The organism is Allochromatium warmingii, from assembly GCF_900107145.1.
Lineage (GTDB): Bacteria > Pseudomonadota > Gammaproteobacteria > Chromatiales > Chromatiaceae > Thermochromatium > Thermochromatium warmingii.
This window is the reverse complement of sequence record NZ_FNOW01000043.1, coordinates 1-25734: the sequence shown is the minus strand read 5'-3', so window position 1 is coordinate 25734 and position 25734 is coordinate 1. Positions and strand designations below refer to the sequence as shown.

At 58.0% G+C, this 25734-nt stretch carries 19 protein-coding genes and 1 pseudogene; 10 read left to right on the top strand and 10 right to left on the bottom strand.

Annotated features, from left to right (window positions below; translation table 11 throughout):
- The 6 genes and pseudogenes from BLW10_RS14035 to BLW10_RS11460 all read right to left on the bottom strand — a co-directional run.
- A pseudogene (locus BLW10_RS14035) lies at positions 1–128 on the bottom strand (transposase); the annotation flags it as partial.
- 426 nt (positions 129–554) lie between these two features.
- Positions 555–4016 (bottom strand): acyl-[ACP]--phospholipid O-acyltransferase, encoded by a 3462-nt coding sequence (locus BLW10_RS11480; protein ID WP_091334840.1) that lies wholly within the window; start codon positions 4014–4016, stop codon positions 555–557.
- 177 nt (positions 4017–4193) lie between these two features.
- A complete protein-coding gene (locus BLW10_RS11475) occupies positions 4194–5303 on the bottom strand; it encodes a glycosyltransferase (RefSeq protein ID WP_091334839.1) in 1110 nt (369 codons plus the stop codon).
- Positions 5304–5322: 19 nt separating this feature from the next.
- Positions 5323–7287, bottom strand: coding sequence for a tetratricopeptide repeat protein (locus BLW10_RS11470; protein ID WP_091334837.1), 1965 nt, complete (start codon positions 7285–7287; stop codon positions 5323–5325).
- 87 nt (positions 7288–7374) lie between these two features.
- Positions 7375–7839, bottom strand: a complete 465-nt coding sequence (locus tag BLW10_RS11465) for an OsmC family protein (RefSeq protein ID WP_091334836.1) — start codon at positions 7837–7839, stop codon at positions 7375–7377.
- A gap of 144 nt (positions 7840–7983) precedes the next feature.
- A complete protein-coding gene (locus BLW10_RS11460; protein ID WP_091334833.1) occupies positions 7984–13254 on the bottom strand; it encodes a hybrid sensor histidine kinase/response regulator in 5271 nt (1756 codons plus the stop codon).
- Positions 13255–13426: 172 nt separating this feature from the next.
- Here BLW10_RS11460 and BLW10_RS11455 point away from each other — a divergent pair, with 172 nt between their 5' ends.
- Positions 13427–13660, top strand: a complete 234-nt coding sequence (locus BLW10_RS11455; protein WP_091334832.1) for a DUF2281 domain-containing protein — start codon at positions 13427–13429, stop codon at positions 13658–13660.
- Positions 13657–14007 carry a type II toxin-antitoxin system PemK/MazF family toxin gene (locus BLW10_RS11450; protein ID WP_091334830.1) on the top strand — a complete coding sequence of 117 codons (351 nt, stop codon included), beginning with the start codon at positions 13657–13659 and terminating at the stop codon, positions 14005–14007. Before BLW10_RS11455 ends, BLW10_RS11450 begins: the two co-directional genes overlap by 4 nt.
- A 145-nt stretch (positions 14008–14152) precedes the next feature.
- Here BLW10_RS11450 and BLW10_RS11445 read toward each other — a convergent pair whose 3' ends face one another.
- The 4 genes from BLW10_RS11445 to BLW10_RS11430 form a co-directional block, all read right to left on the bottom strand.
- Positions 14153–16192: a methyl-accepting chemotaxis protein gene (locus tag BLW10_RS11445; RefSeq protein ID WP_091334828.1), complete on the bottom strand. Its 2040-nt coding sequence runs from the start codon at positions 16190–16192 to the stop codon at positions 14153–14155.
- Between the two features lie 105 nt (positions 16193–16297).
- Positions 16298–16897 carry a chemotaxis protein CheW gene (locus tag BLW10_RS11440; RefSeq protein ID WP_091334827.1) on the bottom strand — a complete coding sequence of 200 codons (600 nt, stop codon included), beginning with the start codon at positions 16895–16897 and terminating at the stop codon, positions 16298–16300.
- A complete protein-coding gene (locus tag BLW10_RS11435; protein WP_091334845.1) occupies positions 16890–17291 on the bottom strand; it encodes a response regulator in 402 nt (133 codons plus the stop codon). The genes BLW10_RS11440 and BLW10_RS11435 overlap by 8 nt, the downstream gene beginning before the upstream one ends.
- A gap of 138 nt (positions 17292–17429) precedes the next feature.
- Positions 17430–17840, bottom strand: coding sequence for a response regulator (locus BLW10_RS11430; protein WP_091334825.1), 411 nt, complete (start codon positions 17838–17840; stop codon positions 17430–17432).
- 143 nt (positions 17841–17983) lie between these two features.
- Between BLW10_RS11430 and gshB the strand changes: the two genes are divergently transcribed.
- From gshB to pyrR, 8 genes are all read left to right on the top strand, one after another.
- Positions 17984–18937: a glutathione synthase gene (gene gshB, locus BLW10_RS11425; protein WP_091334824.1), complete on the top strand. Its 954-nt coding sequence runs from the start codon at positions 17984–17986 to the stop codon at positions 18935–18937.
- 132 nt (positions 18938–19069) lie between these two features.
- A complete protein-coding gene (locus BLW10_RS11420; RefSeq protein ID WP_091334822.1) occupies positions 19070–20164 on the top strand; it encodes an FAD:protein FMN transferase in 1095 nt (364 codons plus the stop codon).
- Positions 20161–21186 carry an energy transducer TonB gene (locus BLW10_RS11415; RefSeq protein WP_091334820.1) on the top strand — a complete coding sequence of 342 codons (1026 nt, stop codon included), beginning with the start codon at positions 20161–20163 and terminating at the stop codon, positions 21184–21186. Before BLW10_RS11420 ends, BLW10_RS11415 begins: the two co-directional genes overlap by 4 nt.
- A gap of 4 nt (positions 21187–21190) precedes the next feature.
- Positions 21191–22360: a YcjF family protein gene (locus BLW10_RS11410; RefSeq protein WP_091334843.1), complete on the top strand. Its 1170-nt coding sequence runs from the start codon at positions 21191–21193 to the stop codon at positions 22358–22360.
- On the top strand, positions 22341–23879 hold the full coding sequence (locus BLW10_RS11405; protein ID WP_091334819.1) for a GTPase family protein: 1539 nt from the start codon (positions 22341–22343) through the stop codon (positions 23877–23879). The genes BLW10_RS11410 and BLW10_RS11405 overlap by 20 nt, the downstream gene beginning before the upstream one ends.
- 41 nt (positions 23880–23920) lie before the next feature.
- A complete protein-coding gene (locus tag BLW10_RS11400; protein ID WP_091334817.1) occupies positions 23921–24484 on the top strand; it encodes a YqgE/AlgH family protein in 564 nt (187 codons plus the stop codon).
- 16 nt (positions 24485–24500) lie between these two features.
- Positions 24501–24908, top strand: a complete 408-nt coding sequence (gene ruvX / locus BLW10_RS11395; protein WP_091334842.1) for a Holliday junction resolvase RuvX — start codon at positions 24501–24503, stop codon at positions 24906–24908.
- Positions 24895–25443, top strand: a complete 549-nt coding sequence (gene pyrR, locus BLW10_RS11390; protein WP_091334816.1) for a bifunctional pyr operon transcriptional regulator/uracil phosphoribosyltransferase PyrR — start codon at positions 24895–24897, stop codon at positions 25441–25443. Before ruvX ends, pyrR begins: the two co-directional genes overlap by 14 nt.
- Positions 25444–25734 lie beyond the last annotated feature (291 nt).

Below are 25734 nucleotides of genomic sequence, written 5' to 3'. Positions count from 1 at the left end.
CACTTATTGTAGTAATAGTTAACCAGTTTGTAAGATGGAAAATCATTTGGGAGATAACGCCACGGACAACCTGTTTTGTTTAAATAAAAGATAGCGTTCAAGATTTCGCGTAGATCACTTGATCTTGGGCGGCCTGTTGTATAAGGCTCAAGTTATTCGAAGATTTTTTCGACAATCTCCCATTCTTCATCGGAGATATCGCTTGGGTATTTTGGCGAAGAGTTTTTTCTGAAGTCATATTCACGATATGAGTGATTTTAATTAACTCGCAAAATTTGCCATATTCTCGAAAAAATCTACTTTAAAATGAGAATTAAAGGGAGAATTAAAGGGGTCTGGTTAGAATTAAAGGAATTAAAGGGGTCTGGTTGAAATTATTTTTCCAGGCAAAGAATCAACACACGATCAATCGCCTAACGATGGCATTCAGCCGAGCGTGCGAATAGCGCGCCGGCTGATGCTGGCGTTAGCAAGGTAGCAAGGTAGGATGGGTAGAACGGCCACGCGATAACCTTGACGATTGCTGTTCAGTTGGGAGCACTTGCAAATCCAATTCACCCCACCGCCACTCGCTGCACCGCCCCAAAATCGGTTTTCCCGCTGCCAAGCTTTGGAATCGCAGCAATCCGGCGCACCTCAGCCGGAATCATCAGCGCCGCTGTTCCGTTAGCCAGCATGGCGCGGCGGAGCAGCTCGGCATCAACATCTAAATCCACACCCTCGGGCGCGACAACCAGCAACACAATTTGCTCGCCTTTGCGTTCATCTGGCACCGTGACCGCAATCAGCTCCAATTCCGGTTGTGCCAGCGCCTGCCGCACTGCATCCTCGACGACACTCAGGCTCACCATCTCGCCGCCGATTTTGGCAAACCGTGAATAGCGATCAACAATCGTCAAAAACCCATCGGCATCCAAATGCCCCTTATCGCCGGTTTTATACCAACGTACGCCGTCTAGTTCGACAATCGCCGCCGCTGTTTTGTCCAATGCGTTGAGATAGCCCTTCATCACCTGCACGCCGCCAATCAGAATCAACCCATCCTCACCGCGTGGCAGCGTCTCCAGCGTGTGCGGATCAACGATCCGAAAGCTTGTCCCTGGCAGCGGCATCCCGACCGTGCCTGGACGCGAGCCAATCTGGATCTTCCAAGTGTCTGTCTCCAGCGTATCGGGGACGTTGACGCTGGCGACCGGCGTGGTCTCGGTCGCGCCATAGCCTTCGAGAATCTCTTTGTGGAATTTGAGCGCAAAGCCGCTGCGAATCTCCGGCGCGAGCCGTTCGGCACCGGCGACCACGATGCGCAGCGATTGCAGCATCAGTGGATGAATTCTGGTGTTGCGCACATAGAGCCGCAAAAAGGTCGAAGTCCCACAAAACACGGTAGCGCGATAGCGGGCAATCGCCTTCGCGGTGCCGAGCGCGTCGGTCGGATCGGGATGACAGACCATCGGCAAGCCCTCTAGCAGCGGCATAAAGGTCGTCACCGTCAGCCCGAAAGCATGAAACAGCGGCAGATTGGCCAGCAGCACATCATCGCGCTCAATATTGAGCACATCTGAGGTCTGGCGCACATTGGCCAGAATATTCCGATGGGTCAACTCGATCCCTTTTGGTGTGCCCTCACTGCCGCTCGAAAACAGAATCGCCGCCGTCTCATCTGGATGGCGCGGCTGCCCGAACAGCCGTGCAAGTACCGCCGCCGGCAGCAGCCGCGTTAAGCCCAGCACCCACAGTGCTTCGAGCCGCCCGATCTGAGCGCGGAGCGTTTCCATTGCGTGCAAAGTCACAGTTGGCAACACGTCCGACATCACCATGCCGCGCTGTTCGAGCTTGCGCAAAAACCGCTCGGCGGTGATGACATGGCGCACGCCCGCCTGTTGCACACAGATGCGCAGGGCGTCGGGATGCGCGGTGTAATTCAGATTGACCACAGTTTTACCCGCCACCAACGCCGCAAGATTGGCAATCGCGCCGGCGCTGCTCGCCGGTAACAAAATCCCGACCGCCGGTTCGGGAGCCAGCCGCTGAATGCGCCGCGCAAATAGCAACACCGCCGTCAGCAGCCGTTGATTACTCAAGGTCGTCCCCACTGAATCGACGATGGCCAATGCTTGCCGTTCACGGAGCGCGGTTGCTAACCAAGCGGCGGGCACTGTTGGCAACGTTTCGACATAAGCCCGCCATGAACTGACTGATAATTCAAAAACTGCCTGTTTCACCCGCTCGGCATTAGTTGTCAGCGGCAGCGGCGCACCAAACGCGACAATCACTTCGCGTGCGCGACCGCGCCGTTTTTGCGAGCGTAATTTATCACTGGCATACGAAAAACGACTGCCCCAAAGACCACGTTGATAAAATGGCAGAATCACACCGGACTGTGCGGCACGGGCTGATAATTCAAAGCCGCGTTTAAACGTTGAAAGCTGGCCGTTTTTGCTTAATGTCCCTTCGGGGAAAATACAGACGACTTCACCGGAATCGAGTAACTGGGCGATGGTTTGAATCGCTTGACGACTGCTGGCGCGTGAAATCGGCACCACACCGAAGAAATCAAGAAACCAGCGTAAATACCAGCGTTCATAAATCCAGCGTTCCATCACAAAACGCACTGGACGCGGACTGGCTAATTGCACCATCGCCCAGTCAATCCAACTAACATGATTGCCGAGCATCAGCACGCCGCCCTGAGCGGGCATATTTTCCAGCCCAATCACATTGAGCCGATAGCGGGTTGCCATTAAGCGCCCGATTAAAAAACGGATCAAAGATTGCGGCAGTTGCGAGGTGGTATAGAGCGCACCGCCGAGCGCAACCACTGCCAGCGTCAGCATCACGGGCAAGCCACCAATTTCAAACCAAGCGGCTAATACCGTGAATGCCAGAAAACTGAGCATGACGACATTTTGCACGAAATTATTTGCCGCGAGCACGCGCCCTAATCCAGATTCACCGGCATTAAATTGAATCAGGGCGTTGAGTGGCACAATAAAACAGCCCGCTAAGACGCCAAGCACCAGAAAATTCAGCGCATGTGCCCAAGTTGATCCCAGTCCGGGCAGGATAAATAGCGCCAGCGCAATCCCAATCGCGCCAACTGGAATCAAGCCGGTTTCAATATGACCGCGTGAGAGCCGACCGGCAATGATTGAGCCGATAATAATTCCGAGTCCCGAACAGGCTAAGAGTCCTTGAATAACAATGGTGTTGGTTTCGCCGAGTGTTTCTTTAGCAAAGGCGGGAAATGCAGCCAGGATGACCTGCGAAATTGCCCAAAAGATTGACAAGCCGACAATAGACAGCCAAATAATGGAATTATCCCAAGCAACACGCAAGTTATCGCGTAGATACTGGGCGCGGGCATAGCGGCTCCAATCAAACCGGAGCGCGATATTGTGATGAGTAAGTGGCAGTCGATAGGCCAGTATCAATTCGATTACGGATGCAGCGACTAATACCCAGCCGAGCGGCGCAATCAAAGCGGTGACTGCATTGGGCGTGCTGAAGCTGTGTCCGGTGAGTCGGGTTTCAAAGAGAATAGAAAAGACAAAAATGCCGGCAAGAATAGCGGTGGTGGTGGTGGCTTGTACCCAACCATTTGCGGTAGTGAGTTCGGCTTCACCGACTAATTCTTTGATATAACCGTATTTAGCTGGCGAATAAAAGGCGCTCTGTGCCGCAAGCAGAAAGGTCATGCCGAATGCAACCCAGAACCAGCCGAGATAATAAAAGAGCGTGATACAGAGCGTTAGACCAACCGCAAGCCAGGCGCTGGTGCGCATGACCTGCGGTTTTGGAAAACGATCAGCGAGAAATCCCGATGGGGTGAATAAGAGCACGAATGGCAATAAAATCAGCGCATTGACAATTGCGGTGAGGAGAATTTGCGTGTCGCCATCGTAGGTTTTGAAGAGCGTGTTTTGAATGACGATCTTATGCCCTAAATCAACAAAGGCATTGAGGAAGATCATCGCGATATAGGGCAGAAAGCCAGCGATGCGAAAGAGTTGACTCACGATGACGCCCTCGGGGTGTGATTAAGACCGATTGGACAGGATTAACAGGATGCTTCAGGATTGACAGGATTTTTTAATTATTATTTTTGTTATTTTTGCTTTATCACTAAATTTAAACTAAATCCTGTTCATCCTGAATCATCCTGTTAATCCTGTCTCAATAATTATCTAAATCATTCATTCAGCCAACGCTTGCAAATACGCCCGCGCACTGTGCAGCCAATCATATTCCGTCACGGCTGCCTGTAACATCGCCGCTGGATGCGGGTGCTCTAAGGTCTGCACCATCGCTTCAGCTAACGCCGCGACATCGCCAACTGGCACCAGCGGCCCAATCTGACCGCCCGCGAGGATCTCGGCTGGCCCGCTTGGGCAATCGGTGGACACCACAGGCACGCCCAGCGCCAAGGCTTCGGTGAGCACATTCGGCGAACCTTCCCACGCCGATGACAGCACGAACAGCGCCGCTCGCGCCAAATATGCCGGAAGCTGCGGTTGAAAGCCGGGCAAGGCGACCGCGTCCGCGATCCCGAGTTCGACCGTTAGCGCCTCCAGTGCCCCGCGCCAGCGTCCCTCACCCAGAATCAGCAGCCGACAGTCGCGCTGCGCCCGCACTTGCGCAAAGGCGCGAATTAAGGTCGGAAAATCTTTCTGCCGCTGTAAGCGCCCCGCACCGACAATCACCGGCGGCTGTCCAGCTTCCAGCCAGGGATGCGGGCAGGGCGCGGCAGCGGCGGCAGATAACGCGGGGGTGATGACGGGATTGCGGATGACCTGAATCCGCGAGCGCGGTAGGTGCGCAAGCTGTGCGGTGTCCTCGGCGACACCGTTGGACACGGCCACAATGCGATCAAAAGACGGATAGAGCCAGCGCATCGGCGCATAGCGGAGCGCCCGTTCAAGGGCGTGGCGTTCGGCCATTGCGGTCGAAAGATGGGTGCCGAGGCGCAACACCAAGCGCGTTTCCACGCCACTGAGCGCCCGCGCCAGCACCGCTGCCCGACCAGCGCGATCTTTGGCCGCGAGCAGGGCGCGTGGTCGGCGGGTGCGTAGATAGTGCGCCAGTTCGGGCACGGCTAACAGCGCATGGTTAGCCCGCAAATGCACTTGGCGCACCGCTGCCGGACACTGTGCCAAATGTGGGCTGTCGGCGCGAATCAGCACCAATTCCACCGATTCGCCGAGTTCAACCAAGCCGTGTAGCAGATGGATCAACATGCGCTCAACGCCACCTGCACCCGAAAATGATGCAAAGACGGCCAGTGGGCGTGGCGCAGTTGCAGCCACAGCAGTCACGGCGCTTGACCTACACCAGACAGCGTTTTAGCCAGTCGAGCACCCCCGGCTCGGCGGCCCAGACATCGCGCATCGCCTCACGATAGAGCCAGGCTTGATCGTCGCCACCAACGGTCACGCCCAGCGGATTCAAACGCGGCTGTTTAATCCGCTTGCGCGTCAGATAGGGCGGGATGCGCGGCAGCCGCCGCATCGCCGTTTGCAGCACGGTGCGTGCCCGCTCTTCGCGGCCCAGTCGATAGAGCGCGAGCACTTCGCCATAGGCGAGATCAGCTAACACATCATTCGGAAAACGCCGCGCCAATGCTAGAGCGCGTTCGTCCTCACCCTCGCGCAGATACTGGTTCATCAGTTCAGCGCGTGCGCCGTGATTGTCGTGTGGATTGAGGCGCAACAGGGTTTCGAGCATCCGCCGCGCTTCGGCGTGCTGTCCGGCTTGTTCTTGTGCCAGATAGCGCCGGAATAGCAGACGTAAAGCCGGATGATTTTCCGTAATTGACCAGGGCAACAGTTGCCCGGCCTCCGGCGGTAACGCCTGCTGCACAATCGCCCACGCCCGATCCAGTAACGGGGTCAGCACTGCATGTGAGATCCAGGGTAAGGCGCTGTCGGGATGGGTGTCGAGCGCCGTAGCCAGATCGTCGAGCACGTCCAGACTATCGGCCAGTTCGGGATGATCGAGCAGCAATGCGAGCCACTGTGCTGACTCCGACCACACCAGCTCCGATTCTTCGTCGTCGAGTTGTAGATGAATCGAGCGCGGTTTACTGCCCGGATAGTAGCGATGCCAGCGTGTTTCCAACGTTCGCAGCGATGCAGGTGGGCGCAAAATCACTGTGTGTGCGGCATCCACAGTGGGTTCCGCTGCTACCGTGCGCACGTCCAAGCCGGCGAATAATTCTGTTTGATCGGTGTTCAGACGCTCGACCGGCAGCGGCTGCATCCGAGTGCGCCGTTTCACGACACCATAGTGCGACAGTGGACGGGTTGTGGCGATTGCAACCCAATCATGCAGCTCGACTAAAGCTGGATCGAGGTTATCGGCCTGCGTGTTGACCATTGCCGCCTGTGGATTGACGATCACTTGATCTAAAAACTCAAGGAAACTCTCCGAATCCAGCTCTAGCCGTTTGAAGCGTTGTCGCCAAAAGCGGGCGCGTTCGCGGGCGACTTCATCTTGATGTTGAGCGACCAGCAACGTGATTTCCAGCAATGCTGTGCCCGGATTATCTGGATCACAGCGCAAGGCGGCATGAAATGCTTGCTGTGCCTGCTCATAGTCACCAGCATCAATATGAATAGTGCCAATTCGCTGCCAAGCCGCCGCCTGTAACGGGAGCGGGCCGCTTTCGCACACGCGCCGCAAGAGTGCGAGCTTTTTGCGCCAGCGATCCAGCGCATCATAGGCATCGCAGAGCAGATCGAGCGCCGGTTCATAGCGTCCATCGAGACGTTCGAGTGGATCGACAAACAGCGGTTCAAGCAAGGTCACGACGCGCTTGGGGTGATCGTCAATCAACCAGCGGGCGGCGACATGCGCCAGCAGCGGTTCAGGAATCGCGCCACTGTCGAGCGCCGCTCGGATGCCCGCTGCGTCGAGCAATTCTAAGAGTATGTCCCAGATGACCTCGGGTGACAGCAGCGGCAGTTCATCAGCCTGACCGCAACATGCGCCATAGGTCATGCCCGAACCACAGGGACAGGGGGCTTTGGCCGCTGGTTGGGGCAGCGGGCGCGGTCGGAACGCATGAGTCGGAAGCGGGGTGGCATCCCAGATGAGTGTTGCCAGCCGGCGCGTCAGCCGCCCGATCTCGCTCGGATCCAGATTCGATTCCCACATGCCCAGCGTCTCGGGGATGTAGTGATCGGCCCAGTCAAGATAGGCACGCGGGTCGGGATGCTCCAAGATGTAGCGAACCGACTCCACAATAACTTGTTCAAAACGTTCCGCCTCGGGTGGGTTAGGCTGAACCATGACAGTCGGTCTCCAGTCGGTTAAGAGACGGCTATTCTAAACAGTCGCGGCGCGAATGGGGACAAGCCGGACAGCCTGAGTGCGATCTTAGGGCGAACTGTGTAAGATGGTTCCGGCCTCATCTTCGACCGTCACCTGCATCGGGATGCCCTGACGGATGCTGGCGGAGACGACGCAGAAGTCTTCAAACAGGTCTTTGCAGCGGGCAAAGCGTGGCGATTGGGTGACGACGGGACTGACAATCAGCCGGATTGCCAGCGAGCCGATGCGCAGGCGCTTGCGTTCATTACGCACCATCACGCAGGTCGCCTCAGCACGCAGACAGTTCTCGGGCGGTTCTTCTTTGAACACGCAATACAGCAGGCTGGCGCTTAAGCAATTGGCCGCCGCCGCTGCAAGCATCCGCGAGGCATTCGGCCCGAGTTGCTCGCCGAGCGGCGGCGGTTCATCCATCAGCACATCTGGAGCGCGTTTCCAATCGAACGCAACGTTGATTAAAAAGCCCTCTTGCTGCTGAAGCTGAATGGTAAAGCGGCCTGCTTCTTCGGACATATTATAGATTCCTCGTGGTGTGCTGATTTTTGAAAGCTACCAGCTACCAGCCGCCAGCGATTGACTGATACGGGCAAAGCGTTTTTGCTGGAAGCAGGTGGCTGATAGCTGGAGGCTGGCAGCATACCCTATTATTTTGCCTATCTATTTCCTCACCAACGCACTAATCTCATCGAGCAATTGCGATTCTTGATAGGGCTTGCCTAAATAGCGATTGACGCCAAGCTGGGTTGCATAATCGCGATGTTTAGCGCCGGTGCGTGAGGTAATCATAATAATCGGCAAATGCTTGAGTCGTTCGGAGCGCCGAATATGGCGCGTGAGTTCATAGCCATCCATGCGCGGCATTTCAATATCGAGCAGAATAATATCCGGCACGCGCTCATCGAGTAGGGTTAAAGCTTCGACGCCATCTTTAGCGGTTAAGACATCCATATTTTGTCGCCGCAGTAAACGACTGGTGACACGGCGCACTGTCAGTGAATCATCGACGACTAATACGCACACCGCTGCGCTGGTTGGTTCGGGCGCAATGAGCACGGGTGCTTGTTCACGAATTGCGCCGGAACGCACCAGCGCCAGCGCGTCGAGAATCAGAGCCACGCGCCCATCCGGCAAAATGGTGCCGCCGCTTAACCAGCGCACGCCGGCTAACTGTGGCCCCAATGGTTTAACGAGAATGCGTTGACTTTCTAGCAGCGTATCGGCTTGCAAGGCGACGCGCTGATCGCCGATCCGCGCCAGCAAAATCGGCAGCCAGCGTCGATCTCCGACCTCAGGTTCGGGGCCGTTGGTTTCGAGTGCTGTGCCGAGATAGGCGACGCGATAACGTTGACCACGCACGGCGTAGGTTTTGCTGGGATCGGCGTAGATGGCGAGCAATTCTTCGCGGTTAATTCGCGCCAGCCCTTCGACAGTGCTATGCGGGACGGCATAAACGGTGTCGCCAACTGAGACCAAAAAGGCGTCGATGATGGCCAGCGTCAACGGTAAGCGAATGACGAAGCGAGCACCTTTGCCGGGCACGGATTCGAGACTCATGGTGCCGTTGGCGGCTTTGATTTCGGAGGAGACGACATCGAGTCCGACGCCGCGCCCGGAAATCTGCGTGACCTTGCCGGAGGTGGTGAAGCCGGGTTCCATGATGAATTGCAAAATGGCTTCATCGGGCAGTTTGGAGTCGGCGGTCATCAGGCCGCGTGAGATCGCCTTGCTGCGGATGGCTTCTAGATCTAGCCCTTTGCCGTCGTCGCTCAAGCTGATCACGGCGTCATTCCCTTCGCGGCGCAGGGCAAGCGTGACCAGTCCGGTTGCGGGTTTGCCGCGTGCGACACGGGTTTTGGTGTCTTCGAGGCCGTGATCGACGGCGTTGCGCAAGAGATGTTCGAGCGGGGCAACGAGACGGTCGAGGATGGTGCGGTCGAGTTCGACTTCGGGGCCGATGACTTCGAGCCGTGCTGATTTGCCGAGGGTTTCGGCGGTTTGGCGGACGAGGCGATGGAGACGCGGCACGACTTGGACGAAGGGTACGAGACGGGTACGCAAAAGGCCATCTTGCAGATCGTCGGCGACTCGCGCTTGCTGGGTGAGCAGATCGGTGATCTCGCGCTGATACCCGGCAAGCATTTCTTTGACGCTAATCAGGTCGTTGATGGTTTCGGCGAGCGAGCCGGAAAGCTGTTGTAGACGCGAAAAGCGGTCGAATTCGAGCGGGTCGAACTCGGCGTCATAATTGGTAGCGGTACTGGTGCGTTCGGTGGTGGTTTCGCCGCTGCGCTCGAAGCGGTTGAGAATTTGGGCTTGGGTTTCGATTTCGAGCTGGCGCAGTTGCTCGCGCAGACGGACGACGGTTTGATCGAGTTCGCCTAAACCGAAACCAAGTTGTCCATTGCGCTGAGTTAGGCGACCGCGATAGATGCTGATTTCGCCGGCATGATTGACGAGGCGATTGAGCAGATCGGAGCGCACGCGAATCTGTGGAATTGCGGCGATGGCGCTGCTGCCTTCGGGAGCCTGAGCATCAGCGGGCGCAGTTGGTTGCGGTGCAATGGGCGCGGGATTAGCCGGACGCATCTGCGGTACAGCGGCGGGTGCGGCATCCGAATCGCCGGACAGCTCGGCGACCAGTTGACTCATACGCGGGATGGGTGCGCCCTGTTCGACGGCATCGACCTGAAGCGAGAGCATATCGACGGCACGCTGCGCGAGTTCGAGCGTGATGTCGTTGACGACCGCCTGATTATCGGCGAGGGTTTTGAGGCGGGTTTCGAGCGCGTGGCTCAGATCGCCGATCACGGACAGACCGCTCAAACGAGCGCCGCCTTTTAGGGTATGGAGCAGACGATTGATCCCGGCGAGCGCGGCGCTGTCTTGGGGCGTGAGTAGCCAGTCGCGGAATTGGGAATCGAGCTTGTCGAGCAGGTCGCGGGCTTCTTCTAAGAAAACGGCGGCCATTTCGGGATCGGGCGCAGGCTCGACAGTATCGACGACCGGCGCGGTGGTTATGATCGGTTCGGGTGATAAAACTGGCGCTGCATCATCGGCGATGATTGGTTGTTCTGATTCTAATTTTGGTTCAATTGCAATGATTGGTTCTGATAACAAAGCTGACGCTTGGTTATCAATGATACTTTCGGGTTCTAGTGCTACTGCTATGTTTAATTCTGATTCTAATTCTAATTCGAGTTCAGGCGTATGCAGCGATTCTAATTCTAGTTTTAGCTCCGGTTCTGATTCTGGTTTTAGTTCTGGCTCTGGCTCAATTTCAATTATCAGTTCAGGTGACGAAGCTGAAACTTCATCACCCGTCAATTCAGGCAATGAAATACTGACTTCTTCCGCGTTTTCCGCGCTTTCAGCGGCAACCATTACAACGGATTCTGGCTCACTCCAAGCCGTCAACTCTGGCAACAGCGCCAGCAACGCCTCCGCGCCTGCACCCACCGCCGGCAACTCCGCCACCCGCTGCTCAACTGCCGCTGTCGCCCGCGCAAACAACGCCAACAAGGCCGCACTCACCGGCTGACCACTCAAGCGCGTTGGTTTAACCTGATTTTCCATCGCCTTTGTAACCTGCGCGATGGAATCAATCCCCGACATCCGCGCACTACCGGTCAGGGTATGCAGCGCCCGCTCCAACGCTTCGTTACTCTGACGCGGCTCACCGAGCGGCGCGGCAGCGAGAAACGCCCGCACAACCGACACATGCTCCTGCGCCTCGCCCCGAAAAATATCGAGCAACTCGTCATCATCGGCCAGCAAACTCTCAGCATCGACAGTCAGACCCGTCGGAACTGGAACCGGAACAGATAGAACACTTAGCTCGCTGACACCAGACGGCAGTTCAGCAACGACCACACTCAATGCCGCCCGCAATTCTGTTGCGCGACTCACCGAAGGTTCAATATCAAAAGTCGTTCCGGCGGCTTCAGCGGCCACCAAATCGGGCAGCGTGCGCACCGCATCGGCGATACAGTCAAGAATGGCTGTCGAGGGATGGGCTTTCAGCTCAATCAGCCGATTGAGCAAAAACTCCATCGCCTGCGCAAAATCGCCGACCTGCAACGCACCGACCAACCGCCCACTACCCTTAAGCGTGTGGAAACTGCGGCGCAGTGTCGCCACTGCCTGCGCATCAGTGGGGTCAGCTTGCCAACGCGCCAACTGAATCCGCGCCGAATCCAGTTCCTCATTCGCCTCTTCGAGAAAAATATCGAGAAAGGTTGTTTCGCCGTCGTCGGCGTCGTTATCCGCTTTGGGTTCAGGTTCAGGTTCTACAGATACAACAGGCGCAGATGGCGGCTCGACGGCGGCTGACAGCGCCGACGCAGACCACTCCCCGATCTCAGCTTGCAACACTGCAATCGCCTGCCCAGCGCGATCAATCAGCGTCTCACCCAACGGCATCGGCTGTTGCAAATGACTGATATAAAGTTCTAGCCCAGCAATCGCCTCAGCTAACGCATCAATCTGCGTCGCTGTCGATGAGTGCTGCTGCTGCACATAGGCCACTTGCACCAGCTCGGCCACGCGCTCGGCCACCTCTGCCGCTGGATTCTGCCCCAACATGCGCAACGCACCGGCCACGCCCAGCAGATTACTCGGCACCGGAATCAACACCTCAAACACACTCGGATCAGCTTGCCAATCGGCGATGCTTTCCTTGATTTGTAACAATTCGTAACCGGCCTCGCGCAAGGTCGCGGCAGTCAAATCAGACAAATCCAAATCCGGCGCAAGCCACTGTTCGGCTTCGGCAGCGCGATGATTGGCCAGCGCCAGCAGCGCCGATTCAATGCCCAACAGCTCCATCGCGTCGCTATCCTGAGCAGCGCGGGTCTGAAAATGCTCCCCCAACGTCCGCAACCGCATTGCAAGCGGATGACCGACTGCAACGGCCTCCAAGCGGCTGGCCAACTGCTGCAACTGCACACCAACCTCAGCGGCCTGCGCCTGATCGAAGCTAGTTTTCAGTTCGGCAAGCTGTGCGGCCAGTTCGCTGGCCACCTGCGCCAGCGCGACATCAGCCGCTGGCGCTGGAAGCGCGAGATCCTCAGCGGCGGCATATTTCAACTCGAGTTCGGCGAGCCAGGGCGCATCAATGCCGGCTTGCGTCAAGCGTTCCAACGCCTGCGTCAACAGCGATTGCAGATCGGCTTGCGGCCACACAGGTGGCTGCTGCGCCAACGGTTTAAGCACGCGATCCAGATGCCCAAGCACAGTACGTACCTGCGGACTGGCCGGCAAACGCCCATCTTGCAGCGTGTCAACAATCAATTCAGCGAGACGAAACAGATCGACGAGGGGTTCGGCGTGCAGATGTTCAACGAGTTGACGAAACAGGCGACTCAGCGGCGCAAGTCCGAGACTGGTGTCCTTGTACCATTCAACAAGATGACGATGAAAAGACGGGCGCACCTGACGAATCACCGCAGCGAGCCGTTCAAGCTGTTCGGGAGCAGGTGTCGCTGCGCTGTCAGATGCGGCGAGCGTGACGTGTAGCCAATCGGCCTGAGTCAGCGGCGGATGCTCACCAGCGGCGGCGCGGAGCGCGTTCAGGCTGGGCAGCAGCGTCAGCGGCGAGTCATCCAATCCGGCATCAAGGCGGTCAAGATGGGTGCTGAGTTGAGTGAGCGCCTGATCGAGCGCCGTCGTTGCTTGGATGTAACGCTCGGGGCTATCGGGGTCGAGGGCTTCGATCAATTGCTGCATCGCGGCGACGAGCTGCGCCGGAGCGGTCAAGCGCAACGCCAGCAACACGCCCTGCACTTGATCGAGCGCCTTGAGCGCGGCGGGCAACTCGGTTTCGGTGTCAAAATCGGTACCGGCTTCAATCAGATCGCGGACGGGGCGCAAGGTGGCACCGATCTCGCTTTTGACCCATTGTAAGCCACCAATTAGCTGTTTATCGGCCATTGGCCTAACCCCTTGTGCGGTGCGATGCAGTCGTCGGATGCGTGGAGCACGGATTTAGAAGATTTAGACAGGATGAACAGGATGATTCAGGATTGACAGCCTAGCCTAGTTTAGTAGGGTATGCGTCGCATACCTGAGTTTTTTCTAGTTCACACACTGGAGCAATTATGCGATGAGCTATTCCGATTTGATCGAAAAAATCAAAACACTTCCTGATGCCAAACAAGCTGAGGTGTTCGATTTTGTCGATTACTTGACAACCCGATTTGCTTTGCACACCGACTCCGATTTGACTGATTGGAGCGATCAGGAATTTGCGAACCTGTCGATGCAGCAGGCGCTGCGCGGAATAGAAGCCGATCCAGTAATCTATACCGATGCCGATTTGCGGGAGCGATGGGGATGAAATGTGCTGGGCAGATTGCACTGACACCCTTTCCCAGTACCGATCTTTCGGGAACGAAGCGACGCCCGGTGCTGTTAATTCGTCCAGCGTCCGGGCGTTTTGATGATTGGCTAGTCTGTATGGTGTCTTCACAATTGCATCAAGCAGAGGCTGAATTTGATGAAATCATCACACTGTCCGATCCAGACTTTGAATATTCAGGATTAAAAACGGCGAGTGTTTTACGATTATCACGCTTGGCCGTATTAGATGGTGCATTGTTGGTTGGGTCAATTGGTTCGATTGCCGATACGCGCTTACAGCGCATTCGAGTCAAACTCGCGGTCTGGATCGCTGCGCGTGTTTAATGATTTCTCAAGACCGTTAGACAGGATTAACAGGATTTTCATTTAATAAAAACTAAAAATAAATTGAATTTATTTTTATCCTGTAAATTCTGAAAAATCCTGTTCATCCTGTCTAAATCTTCTCATCATCTGCCGCATCAACCCTTTAACTGGTCAAACGGAACCCAGCAACGGATTTCTGAAGATCATTCGCCAAACTCGCCAACACTTCAACCGATTCCGCCGATTGGCGCGTGCCTTCGGTATTTTCTTCGGTAATGGCGCGAATCGCTTGCACGGTGTCATTGATTTCCGCTGATTGCCGCGATTGACGCTGCGACGAATCCGCAATGCGCTTGGTTAATTCGGCGATATAGGCCGAGACATTTTCAATTTCGCGCAACGCTTCACCGGCATTTTCGGCCAGATGTGCCCCCTCGACCACACCGGCAGTACTGGCCTCCATCGAACTGACCGCCTCGTTGGTGTCGGCTTGAATCGTGCGCACCAGCACCTCGATCTGTTTGGTCGCATTGCGTGACCGCTCGGCGAGCCGCTGCACCTCGTCGGCCACCACCGCAAACCCGCGCCCCGCTTCACCCGCCATCGCCGCCTGCATCGCCGCGTTGAGCGCCAGAATATTGGTCTGGTCGGCAATATCGTCAATCAGCTCAACAATCTCGCCGATTTCTTGCGACGATTCACCTAACCGCTTGATGCGCTTCGAGGTTTCCTGAATCTGCTCGCGGATCGCGTCCATGCCTTGAATCGTATCGCGCACGGTTTGCGCACCGCGTCCGGCGACCTCGACCGAGCGCGAAGCCACTTCCGCCGATTCCCCAGCATTGCGGGCCACCTCGTCGATTTGCACCGTCAGCGACTGCACGGCGGCTGAGGCTTGAGTAATCTGGAGCGATTGGGCGCTGCTGGCCTCGGCCAAGCGCAGGACAATCGCTCGGCTATCTTGGGTCGATTGCGCAACCTGAGAGGCGGTGTGATTGATGGTCGCCACCAGCGCCCGCAGTGCTTCAATCGCGTAGTTAAACGCATCGGCAATCGCGCCGGTTTTGTCTTCGGTCACGGTTGCTTCGACCGTCAAATCGCCATCGGCCAGATCACCCAATTCATCCAGCAGCCGCAAAATGGCGCGTTCATCGCGTTCGGTTTGAGTCCGATAGGCCGCCTCGCGGGTTTTGGAATCGCGCAGAAAAATCAGCACCAGCGCCGCCAAACTCAACAGTGATAGCGCGGCAAACAGCAGCACGGCACCGGTACCGATGGGCACGCCGAGCAGCAGAACGTGTCGCCCAGCGTCACGATACTGATTGAGCAGGGTGTTGAGCGCAGCTTCGACGCTACCGGCAGCCGTTTGCAATCCGGGGAGTTGATTAGTCGCCGCCCGCACATTGTCCAGACGGCGCATGATCTCGGTGGTGCGGGTTTCGAGCGTGGCAAATTGCTCGGTGATTTCCTCCAACGCCGCCCGCGATGCACTGGCGTCCGCCCGTCCACGCACACCGACAATCAGCGCCGAAAGTCCCTCGGCAAACCCATCGCTGGCTTTGATCGCTTCCTCGAGAGCTTGACCGGCTTCCGCACCGCCGCGCAGGGCGCGGTCGAGTGAGGCTTCGAGCCGTTCGAGCCGCGATAGCTCGAATCCAGCCTCCAGCAGCAGCGCCGAAGCCGCGTTTTCTGCCATCAGCCGCTTGGCGACCTTGGTCATGGTTTCGCGCAAACGCGGGAGCTGTTCGCGGGCTTCCTCGGCGAGCTTGCGCACGGCAATACTCGACTCGCGCACGCCGAGAATGGCTTCGATGTGTTGCGACAATGGCATCCATGATTGTTCGATCTTGCGCAATTCAGCGCGGAGCTGTGTATTGTGCGAGCCGGAATCTTCGATGCCCTGCGCTAAATCCGCTAATGCGGTCTGGAATTGCTGGCGGTCGCGTCGCAATTGATCGAGCGTTGCGGCCTGACCGACGACGGCATCATCAGCCGCTTGACGCAATTGTTGGGTGAGAATCCGCTGTTCAGCGGTAATAAAACCCTGACGCGCATTTAATTCGTCGAGTTGCGCTAATTCGAGATAACTAAATAACGCCAAAATAGCGAAAAACAGCGCCCCGAATCCAAACGCAATTGCAATCAACAGGTGTGAACTGTCGAGCGAAGGTTTGCCAAGATTGAGTTTGAAGCGTTTCACCATGTTTCGGGCCGACTCCTCGTAAATGAATCTTGGCAGGGGGATGGGGGAGAGCGGCCAGCTTTCAGCCGCCAGCTTTTAGCGTTGTTGCTGGTGACGAAGCGCGACTTATGCCGCCGCATTCAACAACGGATCGCGCATTAGCTCGCGCAATTCAATCACCGGTAATACCTGACCATCGAGCCGATAAGCCGTCGAGACATAACGATTGATCGGCCCCCAGCCTTCCACCGGCTCTAGCATCCGGTCGCTGTTTTGCACATAGCGCATTCCGACCGCTTCCGAGACCACCAACCCGCACGGCAGCTCATCCTGTCGCACCACCAACACCCGTTCACGACGGCGAATATGCTCGCGGCGGCGCTCGGCTCCCGCATCCAGCAGCCGCTTTCTGAGCGGTGGCGGATGGCCAGTAATCAAGGACGCCAGATCGTAAATCGGCAGCATGGTGCCGCGATTGTTCGCCACCCCTAAAAGCCAGGGTTTCGTGCCCGGTACGCGGGTAATTTCCCAGGGCACTTCGAGCACCTCAGCGATCTGCTCCAGCGGTGCCAGCAATGGCTGCTGCTCGACGCGAAACAGCACCGCGCTCCAACTGTCCGGCGGTCGCGCTTCATCGGGCAAGCCAGCGGCGCGGGCGCGACAGCGGGCGTCGAGCTTTTGAATCAGCTCGTGCAGATCGGTGCGGGCGCGTGCTGTTTTAGCCATGTGCGGCCCCGCTGTCTAATAATTCGCGGATGCGGTCGAGTAGTAGCTGACGATCCACTGGTTTGGTCAGATAATCGGTCGCGCCCTGACGCAGACCCCAGGTGCGGTCGGTTTGCAAATCTTTGGTCGTGACCATGATGATCGGAATATCCGCCGTGTCCGCCTCGCGCCGCAGCAACCGCGTGGCCTGATAGCCGTTGAGCACCGGCATAATCACGTCCATCAGAATAATATCCGGTCGCAAGGCCCGTGCTTGCGCCACACCTTCTTCGCCATTGCTGGCCGTTTCGACCTGATAGCCGGCTTTTTTCAGGATCGTAGCCAAAATATGCGTCTCAGTCGGTGAATCATCGACGATCAAGACAGTCGGCGGTGTGTCGGGGCGGCGTGTCATGATGATGAGGTGCTCGGCAAGCGCAGGCTGAATATCCATCCGCCACGCTCAACACGCGGCTCACAGACGGGTCGCACAGAATAGCGTGAGTAAAGCGGTCTGGTCACGGTGCGCAGATCGTTATGTTTAGATCATTATTTAGAGAGGCCGCGTCGCAGCCGCTGGGGTCAAACTTGCCCGCACTGCGCCGAGTAATTCATCGGCGGTAAACGGCTTGGCGAGATAAATCTGTGCCCCAACTAGCCGCCCTTTAGCGCGATCAAACAGGCCGTCTTTGCTCGACAGCATCACGACCGGAATGTCTTTGAACTGCGGGTTGTTTTTAATCAGGGCGCAGGTGTGATAGCCGTCGAGCCGTGGCATCATAATGTCGATAAACACCAAATCGGGCTTAAAACTGACCACCTTGCCCAGCGCCTCAAACCCATCCTCGGCAAGCTGAACCTCGCTGCCGGCTTTGGTCAGTAACACCTCGGCACTGCGGCGAATGGTCTTGCTGTCATCGACGACGAGGATCTTGACCCCGCGCAGATCGGGTTCGTCGGCCATACTACGCACCTAACTTCAAGTCAGAAGGCCCGCGAGTACCGCGCCACGCGGCGGCGGTCTCGGCGGAAATAGCCGGGATGCTAGGATTAAGCGTCCACTCGCGCAAGCGACTCGCTCCAGTTTTTACAGTCCAGGCGAACATAATGAGCATTCGTATCGGTGTGGTGATGGATCCGATCCAGTCCATCCAGATTAAAAAGGATAGCACCTTCGCCATGCTGTTGGCCGCCCAGCGGCGCGGCTGGTCGCCGTGGTATCTGGAAGTCGGCGATCTGTGGCTGCGCGATGGTCAAGCTTGGGGGCGGCTGCGTCCCATCGAAGTCATTGACGATCCGCAGGACTGGTTCCGCCTCGGTGCCGTGCAGGAACAGCCGTTGGCGTGGCTCGATACGCTGCTGATGCGCAAAGATCCGCCGTTTGACATGGAATATATTTACACGACTTATCTGCTCGAACAGGCACAGCGAGCCGGCTGTCTGGTCGTCAATGATCCGCGCAGTTTGCGCGATGCCAACGAAAAAGTCTTTACTGCACAGTTTCCGCAGTGCGCCCCGCCGACGTTGATGACCCGCGATGCGGCTGATATTCGCCGCTTTCAGGCCGAACAGGGCGAGATTATCTTAAAACCGCTCGATGGCATGGGCGGGGCGTCGATCTTTCGCCTCGCGCCGGGCGATCCGAATTTAAGCGTAGTGATTGAAACGCTGACCCAGCGCGGGCGGGCGTTCTGCATGGTGCAGCGGTTTATTCCAGAAATCTCCGCTGGGGATAAACGCATTCTCATCGTTGATGGCGAGCCGGTGCCCTATTGCTTGGCGCGGATTCCGGCCCCGGGCGAGAGTCGCGGCAATTTGGCTGCCGGCGCATCATCCGAAGCGCGACCCCTGAGCGAGCGCGACCATTGGATCGCTGCCCAAGTTGGCCCCGAACTGCGCACACGCGGTATTCTGTTTGCCGGATTAGATGTGATTGGCGACTCTCTGACTGAGATTAATGTCACCAGCCCGACCTGTATTCGTGAACTTGATGCGGCCTATGGTCTGGACATCGCCGGTGCGCTGCTCGACGCCATTGCTGCCCGCTTGTCAAATAAATAGACAGAAATAAATAGACAGGATGAACAGGATTTTGCAGGATTTACAGAATATAAATCATTGTTTTTAATCCCGTTAATCTTGAAAAATCCTGTTAATCCTGTCTATTTTCTCCTCAATTTGGAGTCATGCTGTATGGGGGTGTTGTTGTCCCGTCCACGCCCGCTGGCGCTGCTACTGCTGCTGGCGCTTGTCTCACTAACGCTCACTGCCTGCCGCGACAAAGCTCCGGTAGTGCTCACGCAATTTACGGCCTTTGATACCCAAGTTGATGTCAACCTGATTGCCGTCACGCGCCAGCAAGCCGAACACGCCGCTGCGCTGGTGAAACAAGATTTCGCCTATCTGGATCGGGATTGGTCACATCATGGCGAAGCGATGACGCGGGTCAATCGGCTGCTGGCCACCGGTCAGCCATTTGTGCCGCCACCCTCGGTGCTGCGCTTGGTGCGATTGGCGCAACGGCTCGAAGCCGAAAGCGACGGCCTGCTGAATCTGGCCAATGGCGCACTATTGCGGCTCTGGGGGTTTGATGCCGCTGAGATCACCCCGCGCCCGCCGCCGACTGAAGCGCAATTAGCCGCGCTGCTCGCTGCCGCCCCATCGCTCGCCGCGCTGGAGCTTCAGGGGCTGACACTGCAAGCGCGGGCGCCCAATCTTCAACTCGACTTAACGCCACTTGCCCGCAGTCAAGCGATTGATCTGGCGATGCAGCATCTGCAAGAACTTGGCGTGCGTCATGCGCTGATTCAGGTCGGCAGTGGCGAGCTACGCGCCCTCGGCGAGCGCAGTGGCCAGCCGTGGCGGATTCCAGTGCGGCGACCGAGTGGCTCGGCAGTGCTGGCAATTATGGCGCTACGCGGTGATGAGGCGCTGGTGACGGTCAACGAACAGGAACGGGTGTTCACTTATCGCAATCAGCGGTATCACGCTATTCTCGATCCGCGCACCGGACGACCCGCGACCGGAGCACGCTCAGTCACGGTGATGAGCACGGAAGCCACCCGCGCCGCCGCTGCTGCACGGGCGATCTTTATTGCTGGCGCGACGCGCTGGCGCGAGGTCGCCGGACGTTTCGGCGTGCAGCATGTGTTGCTGGTAGATGCGGATGGCGGATTGCATTTGACCCCAGCGATGGCGGCGCGGTTAGAGCGCGTCGATGCGGCAGAACAGGTCGAGCTTGCCGAACCCGAGCGGCCATCCGAGATGCCGCCGAATCCACAGCCATGACCGCCGCTTCGTCATCTGCGGCGCTAGAACTAGAACTAGAACTGCCCAGCGTGCTGGTCAGCCCACCGACTCGCGCCGCGAATGCCACGTTTATCGCCGCGATTGCCGGGGCAAGTTGGCTGCATCTGCTGCTGATTTTGGTGGTCTCGCTGGTCGCACCACTGCCCGGGCCGCCACCAGAAGCGGCGATTGAGGTGGTGTTGCTGAAAGACCTCGGCGCGAGCGCGGCGCATCCGCCCGCCGAAGCGGTGCTCGCACAGCGCGATCAAATCGGCGAATCACCGCTCGGCGATGCCGCGATTCCGACCTTTGGCGACGCTACGCAAGATCCGGCCTCGGATGCGCGTCCCGAGAGCGATCAGCCAACGCCGGATGATGCGCCGTTGGCCGCTGAGGTTCCCGCGCCCGTCACGCCAGCGACTGAGGTACCGCCGCATCGTGATCCGCTGGCGCGACCGGATGCGCTGACCGTACCGCTGCGCCAGCCGCCGCTGGCCCCGATCTTAGCGACCGAAGCCGAGGCCCCGCCGCGTCCGCTGATTGATCCATTCGCGCCACGCCCGACAGCGGTCGATGCGGCGCAGATTCTCGCCAGTCAGGGATTAGAAGTAGCGCGTTTAACCTCTAGCTACACCGCCAACGCCACCACCGGCGCAAAACGAGCGCGGCGCAAATCCATCAGCGCCAGCACTCGTGAATTTCGCTATGCCAGTTATCTCGGCGCTTGGGCGCAAAAGGTCGAGCGCATCGGCACTCTCAACTATCCCGCCGCTGCCCGCGAACAGCGGCTTTATGGCAGTTTGATTCTGCATGTCGCGGTGCGGGCCGATGGCAGCGTTGAGAGCATCCGCGTGGTACGCTCTTCGGGGTCTGATGTGCTCGATGAAGCGGCGATTCAGATTGTCGAGTTAGCGGCCCCATTCTCACCGTTTCCGCCCGACATCGCCGCCGATACCGACGTGTTGGACATCGTGCGGACGTGGCAATTTACCCAAGATGATGTATTGGGCTGGGAGCGATAAAAATATGACCGCTGACGCCATCAAACATGCCTGTGACTGGAGCGAAGCCGACGCGCCGATTCTCTGGCTGCTGGGCAAAACGCAAAGCGGCAAAACCAGCATTGTTGCTGAAATCACCGGACAGGGTTACGAACAGATCGGCTCTGGCTATCGCGCCATGACCCGCGAAGCGCGGCTCTATGCGTATCCCGAACCCCAGCCAGTATTGCGGCTGCTCGATACGCGAGGACTGAGCGACTGTGCTGACTATGACGCTGGCGATGATCTCAAGACCGCGCAAAATCAAGCACATCTCATCATTGCCGTGATGCGCGTCGATGACCTCGATCAAGCGCCGATTCTCGCCGCGTTGCAGCAGGTGTATCACGATCAGCCGCGCCGCCCGCTCATCATCGCGCAGACGACGCTGCATCGTGTCTATCAGCGCCATGAGCGGCATGTTGAGCCGTATCCGTTTGATGGCAGCGATGCTGACCGCCAGCGTCCCGAGGTGCCGGATGCGCTCGGACGGGCGATGCTGGCACAACGGCAACTGGTGCGCACAGCGTTGCCGAATCGCTGCACACCGATCTTTGTGCCGCTTGATTTCACCCGCCCGGAACAGGGCATTGTGCCAAGTGATTATGGCGTTGCGCGTTTTTGGGATGTGCTCGAAGCCGAGGTGCCCGACTTGGTGCTGCGGCTAAAACAGGTGAGCGCGGCCGCGTCGCTGCCGGAACAGATTCGCCGCCGTATCATTGTGCCTTGGGCGGTCGCCGCCTCAGCAACCAGCGCGATCCCCGCGCCGGTGCTCGGCGGGCTGGGATCGGCGAGTCTGCAAGCGGCGATGGTGAGCCAGATCGCCTATCGCTTCGGTTTTACGAAACGGCTCGATCTCTGGGGCGAGTTCGTCGCCGCACTCGGCACCGGCTTTACCCTCGGTTTTGCTGGACAATGGGCGGTGCAGCAGGGGCTGAAACTCGGTCTCGGCTGGGGCACGGCGCTGGTGGCTTCTTGGACATTCGTGATGACTTGGGGCATCGGCGAAGCAGCACTGTATTATTTCAGCGAGCGCAAAGCCGGACATCAACCGGATCGTGAGGCACTACGCGAGCACTATCGCGAAGGTCTGCGCCAAGCGCGGCATTATCACACTCAACGCAAGCAGTCATCCCATGCACTCACCGCCGACTGACCCGCACCGCCCGCCGCTCTACCGGCAGTATCTCGGCTGGTTGGGACTGATGCTGGCGCTGATCGCCCTGCCGCTGCTGGTGCTGCTGGGCGCGGGGCTGATCTGGCTGTGGCAGACAGACGGATTTTGGATTTGGTGGGGCGTGACCATCGCGCTGCTGACGGTCGCGGCGGCGATCTATCAATTTGCACTACGTCGCCCAGCGCCAGCGCCGATTCGGATCCAACCGCCCGGCGTCGGCAGTTCACCGGCGGAAACCTCGGCACGACAGGCGCTTGCGGCACTGGCCGAGCAGGTGACGGCCGCTGATGTGCAGGATGCCGAAGCGGTGCAGCACTTATTACAACGCATTGTCCACACCGTCGCGCAGGCACACGCCCCGCATGATGCCGCCGCGCTCTGGCGCTTTACGCTGCCGGAAGCCTTGCTGATGGCCGAAGATCTCGCCGCCCGCGTGCGAGCGGTGATCCGGCGTGACGTGCCGATTTTGTGTCAAGTTGAACTGACGTGGTTGGTGCGGGCGCTGAATGTTGTCGAGCCGGTGCAGCGCCTCAGCGCCCTGATGCGCATAGCCGCTTGGTTCAATCCGGCCAGCGCCGTGCGCTCTCATCTGACCAATCAGCTTACTGGACAGATCAAGCAGGTGGTCAGTGAGCAGGCACTGGCGCAGGTCGCGGCGATTCTGGTCGAAGAGATCGGCACGGCTGCGATCAAGCTCTACGCCGGTGACTATCGCCGCCGCGCCAGTGAATTACTGCCCACCGCGCCGCAACCGCTGCCCGATAAGCCAGCCGAACCGCTCACCGTGCTGCTGGCCGGTCAACGCAATGTCGGTAAATCGAGCCTGCTCAATGTGTGGCTCGGCATCACCCGCGAGCCGGTCGGCGTGACCGCTGCAACACCGGACGCCTGTCGCGCTTATCGCTTCAGCACTGACCAGACCGGCCCGCTGATTCTGGTCGATAGTCCAGGCCTGACGCATGACCAGCTTAACGGCGCGTGGCTAAAACAGGCGGCAGACTGCGATCTGGTGCTATGGCTGGTTGCGGCAGATCGCGCAGATCGGGCGCTCGATGAACAGGCGCTAGCGCAATTACGGGCGCTGACTAATCAAGATGTGCGCCTGCGTGCGATTCCGGTCATTGTCGTCATCACCCACGCCGACCGCCTCGACCCGCCGCTCGACTGGTCGCCGCCCTATGCGGTCGAACAGGGACAGCGGCTCAAAGAACAGCAATTCCGCGCCGCACGTCAGGCGATTGCCGAACAGTTGCGACTCCCTGAATCGCGCTGTGTGCTCATCGCCCTGCCCAGTGATGCCCCAGCGTGGAATCTCGACGCACTGAACGCGGCACTGGTCGCCAGCTTGCCCGAAGCCCAGCACAAACAACTCGAACGCGGTCAGCGGCGCGATGGGTGGTTGAAACGAATAGGCGACGGCGGGATCAGCGCCGTGACTATCATTGATAAAGGCGTCAAACTGGCCACTGACAGCTCGAAATCCAACCGATCCGGTTAGTGCGCTTGCGTCACCCTCAGCCGATCAGGATACTAACGCCCATGCCTTTTAGTACTTCATTAACCAACCATCTGTTGATTGCGATGCCGAGGTTACAAGACCCGAACTTCGCACGCACAGTCACCTACATCTGCGAGCACACCGAGCAGGGCGCGATGGGCATTGTCATCAATCGCCCACTCGACGTTAAACTCCGTGCGCTTTTCACCCAACTGAAAATCCCTTTTGTGCATCAGGGCATTGGCGACACGCCGGTCTATCAGGGCGGCCCGGTGCAGACGGATCGTGGCTTCGTGCTGCACACAGGCGGTTATAGCTATGACTCCACGCTAAATATCACCCCGGATATTAGCGTCACCACCTCACGCGATATTCTCGAAGCCATTGCCAGCGGCGACGGCCCCGAACAGGCGCTGATTGCACTGGGCTATGCCGGTTGGGGCAGCGGTCAACTTGAACAGGAAATGAGCGCCAATGCTTGGCTCAACGGCCCGGCCAGTAACGACATCCTGTTTCGACTCGACCCCAGTGCCCGCTGGATGGCCTCAGCACAATTGCTCGGCGTCGATTTAAACCTAATGAGCGGTGAGGCCGGGCACGCATGAAGCGCCCAGCATCCGCATGACCCTGCTCGGCTTTGATTTCGGCCCGCGCAAAATCGGCGTGGCCGTCGGTCAGACCATCACCGGATCGGCTACGCCCCTCACCACGCTGCGCAGTCAGGGCGAACAACCCGACTGGGTGCGCATTTCCGCCCTGATCCGTGACTGGCAACCGGCGGCGCTGGTCGTCGGCTTGCCGTTTCAAATGGACGATCAAGAAGTTCCCTGGTCGCCGCGTGTTCATCGCTTTGCCCGTCAGCTCGAAGGCCGCTATCGGCTGCCGGTGCATCTGGTCGATGAGCGCCTGACCTCCCGCGAAGCGCATCGTCAACTCGCCGCCCGCGACCGCCGCACCCCCACGCTGGAAGCGGTGGATGCGCTCGCAGCGGCCCTGATTCTGGAAACCTGGCTTTGTGAGCACCACTGACATCTGGAAAGACGCCGCCGCGATTGAAGCCGCGCTCGACACCATGACCACGCGCCTGCGCGAGCGGCTGACGCGACGCGGTATCGAACAGCCGCTGATGATCGGCATTCACACCGGCGGCGTCTGGGTCGCCGAGCGCCTGCATCGGCGGTTAGCTCTGGCTGAACCGCTTGGGCATTTAGATATTTCGTTTTATCGCGATGACTTCACCCGCGTCGGCGTGCATCCGCAGGTGCGCCCGTCGTATCTGCCGGTTGGAATCGAAGAGCGGCATCTGATCTTAGTCGATGACGTGCTCCAGACTGGCCGCACCAGCCGCGCTGCGCTCAATGTGCTGTTTGATTATGGGCGACCGGCCTCGGTGACGCTGGCCGTGCTCGTCGAGCGCAACGGACGCGAACTGCCGATTGCCGCTGATGTTGCTGGATTTGAAGCGGGATTTGACAGCGATGAACAAATCAAACTCAGCGGCCCCGAACCGCTGGTGATGTTACGTGCCCATCGCCGTGCGACTTTTAACCACGCTGCCAGCTAGAGTCGTGAAAGAATGGACAGGATGATTCAAGATTAACCGGATTCAAAACAATTATTTATAGTTTATAAATCCTGTACATCCTGTGAAATCTTGTTCATCCTGTCTATTTAAATCATCCTATCGCAAGGTCGTGACTAAACAACCACCGGCTAAAGCCGGTGGGTTTGAGAGGCTGTCTAGAAACTGGCAAATCAGTTTTTTTCTAGCCAGCGGCTAATTTATAGCGAACTTGATTATTGCAAATTTGGCGAAGCAACAATCGACTAGACGCTAAGTAAACTTGAGACTCAC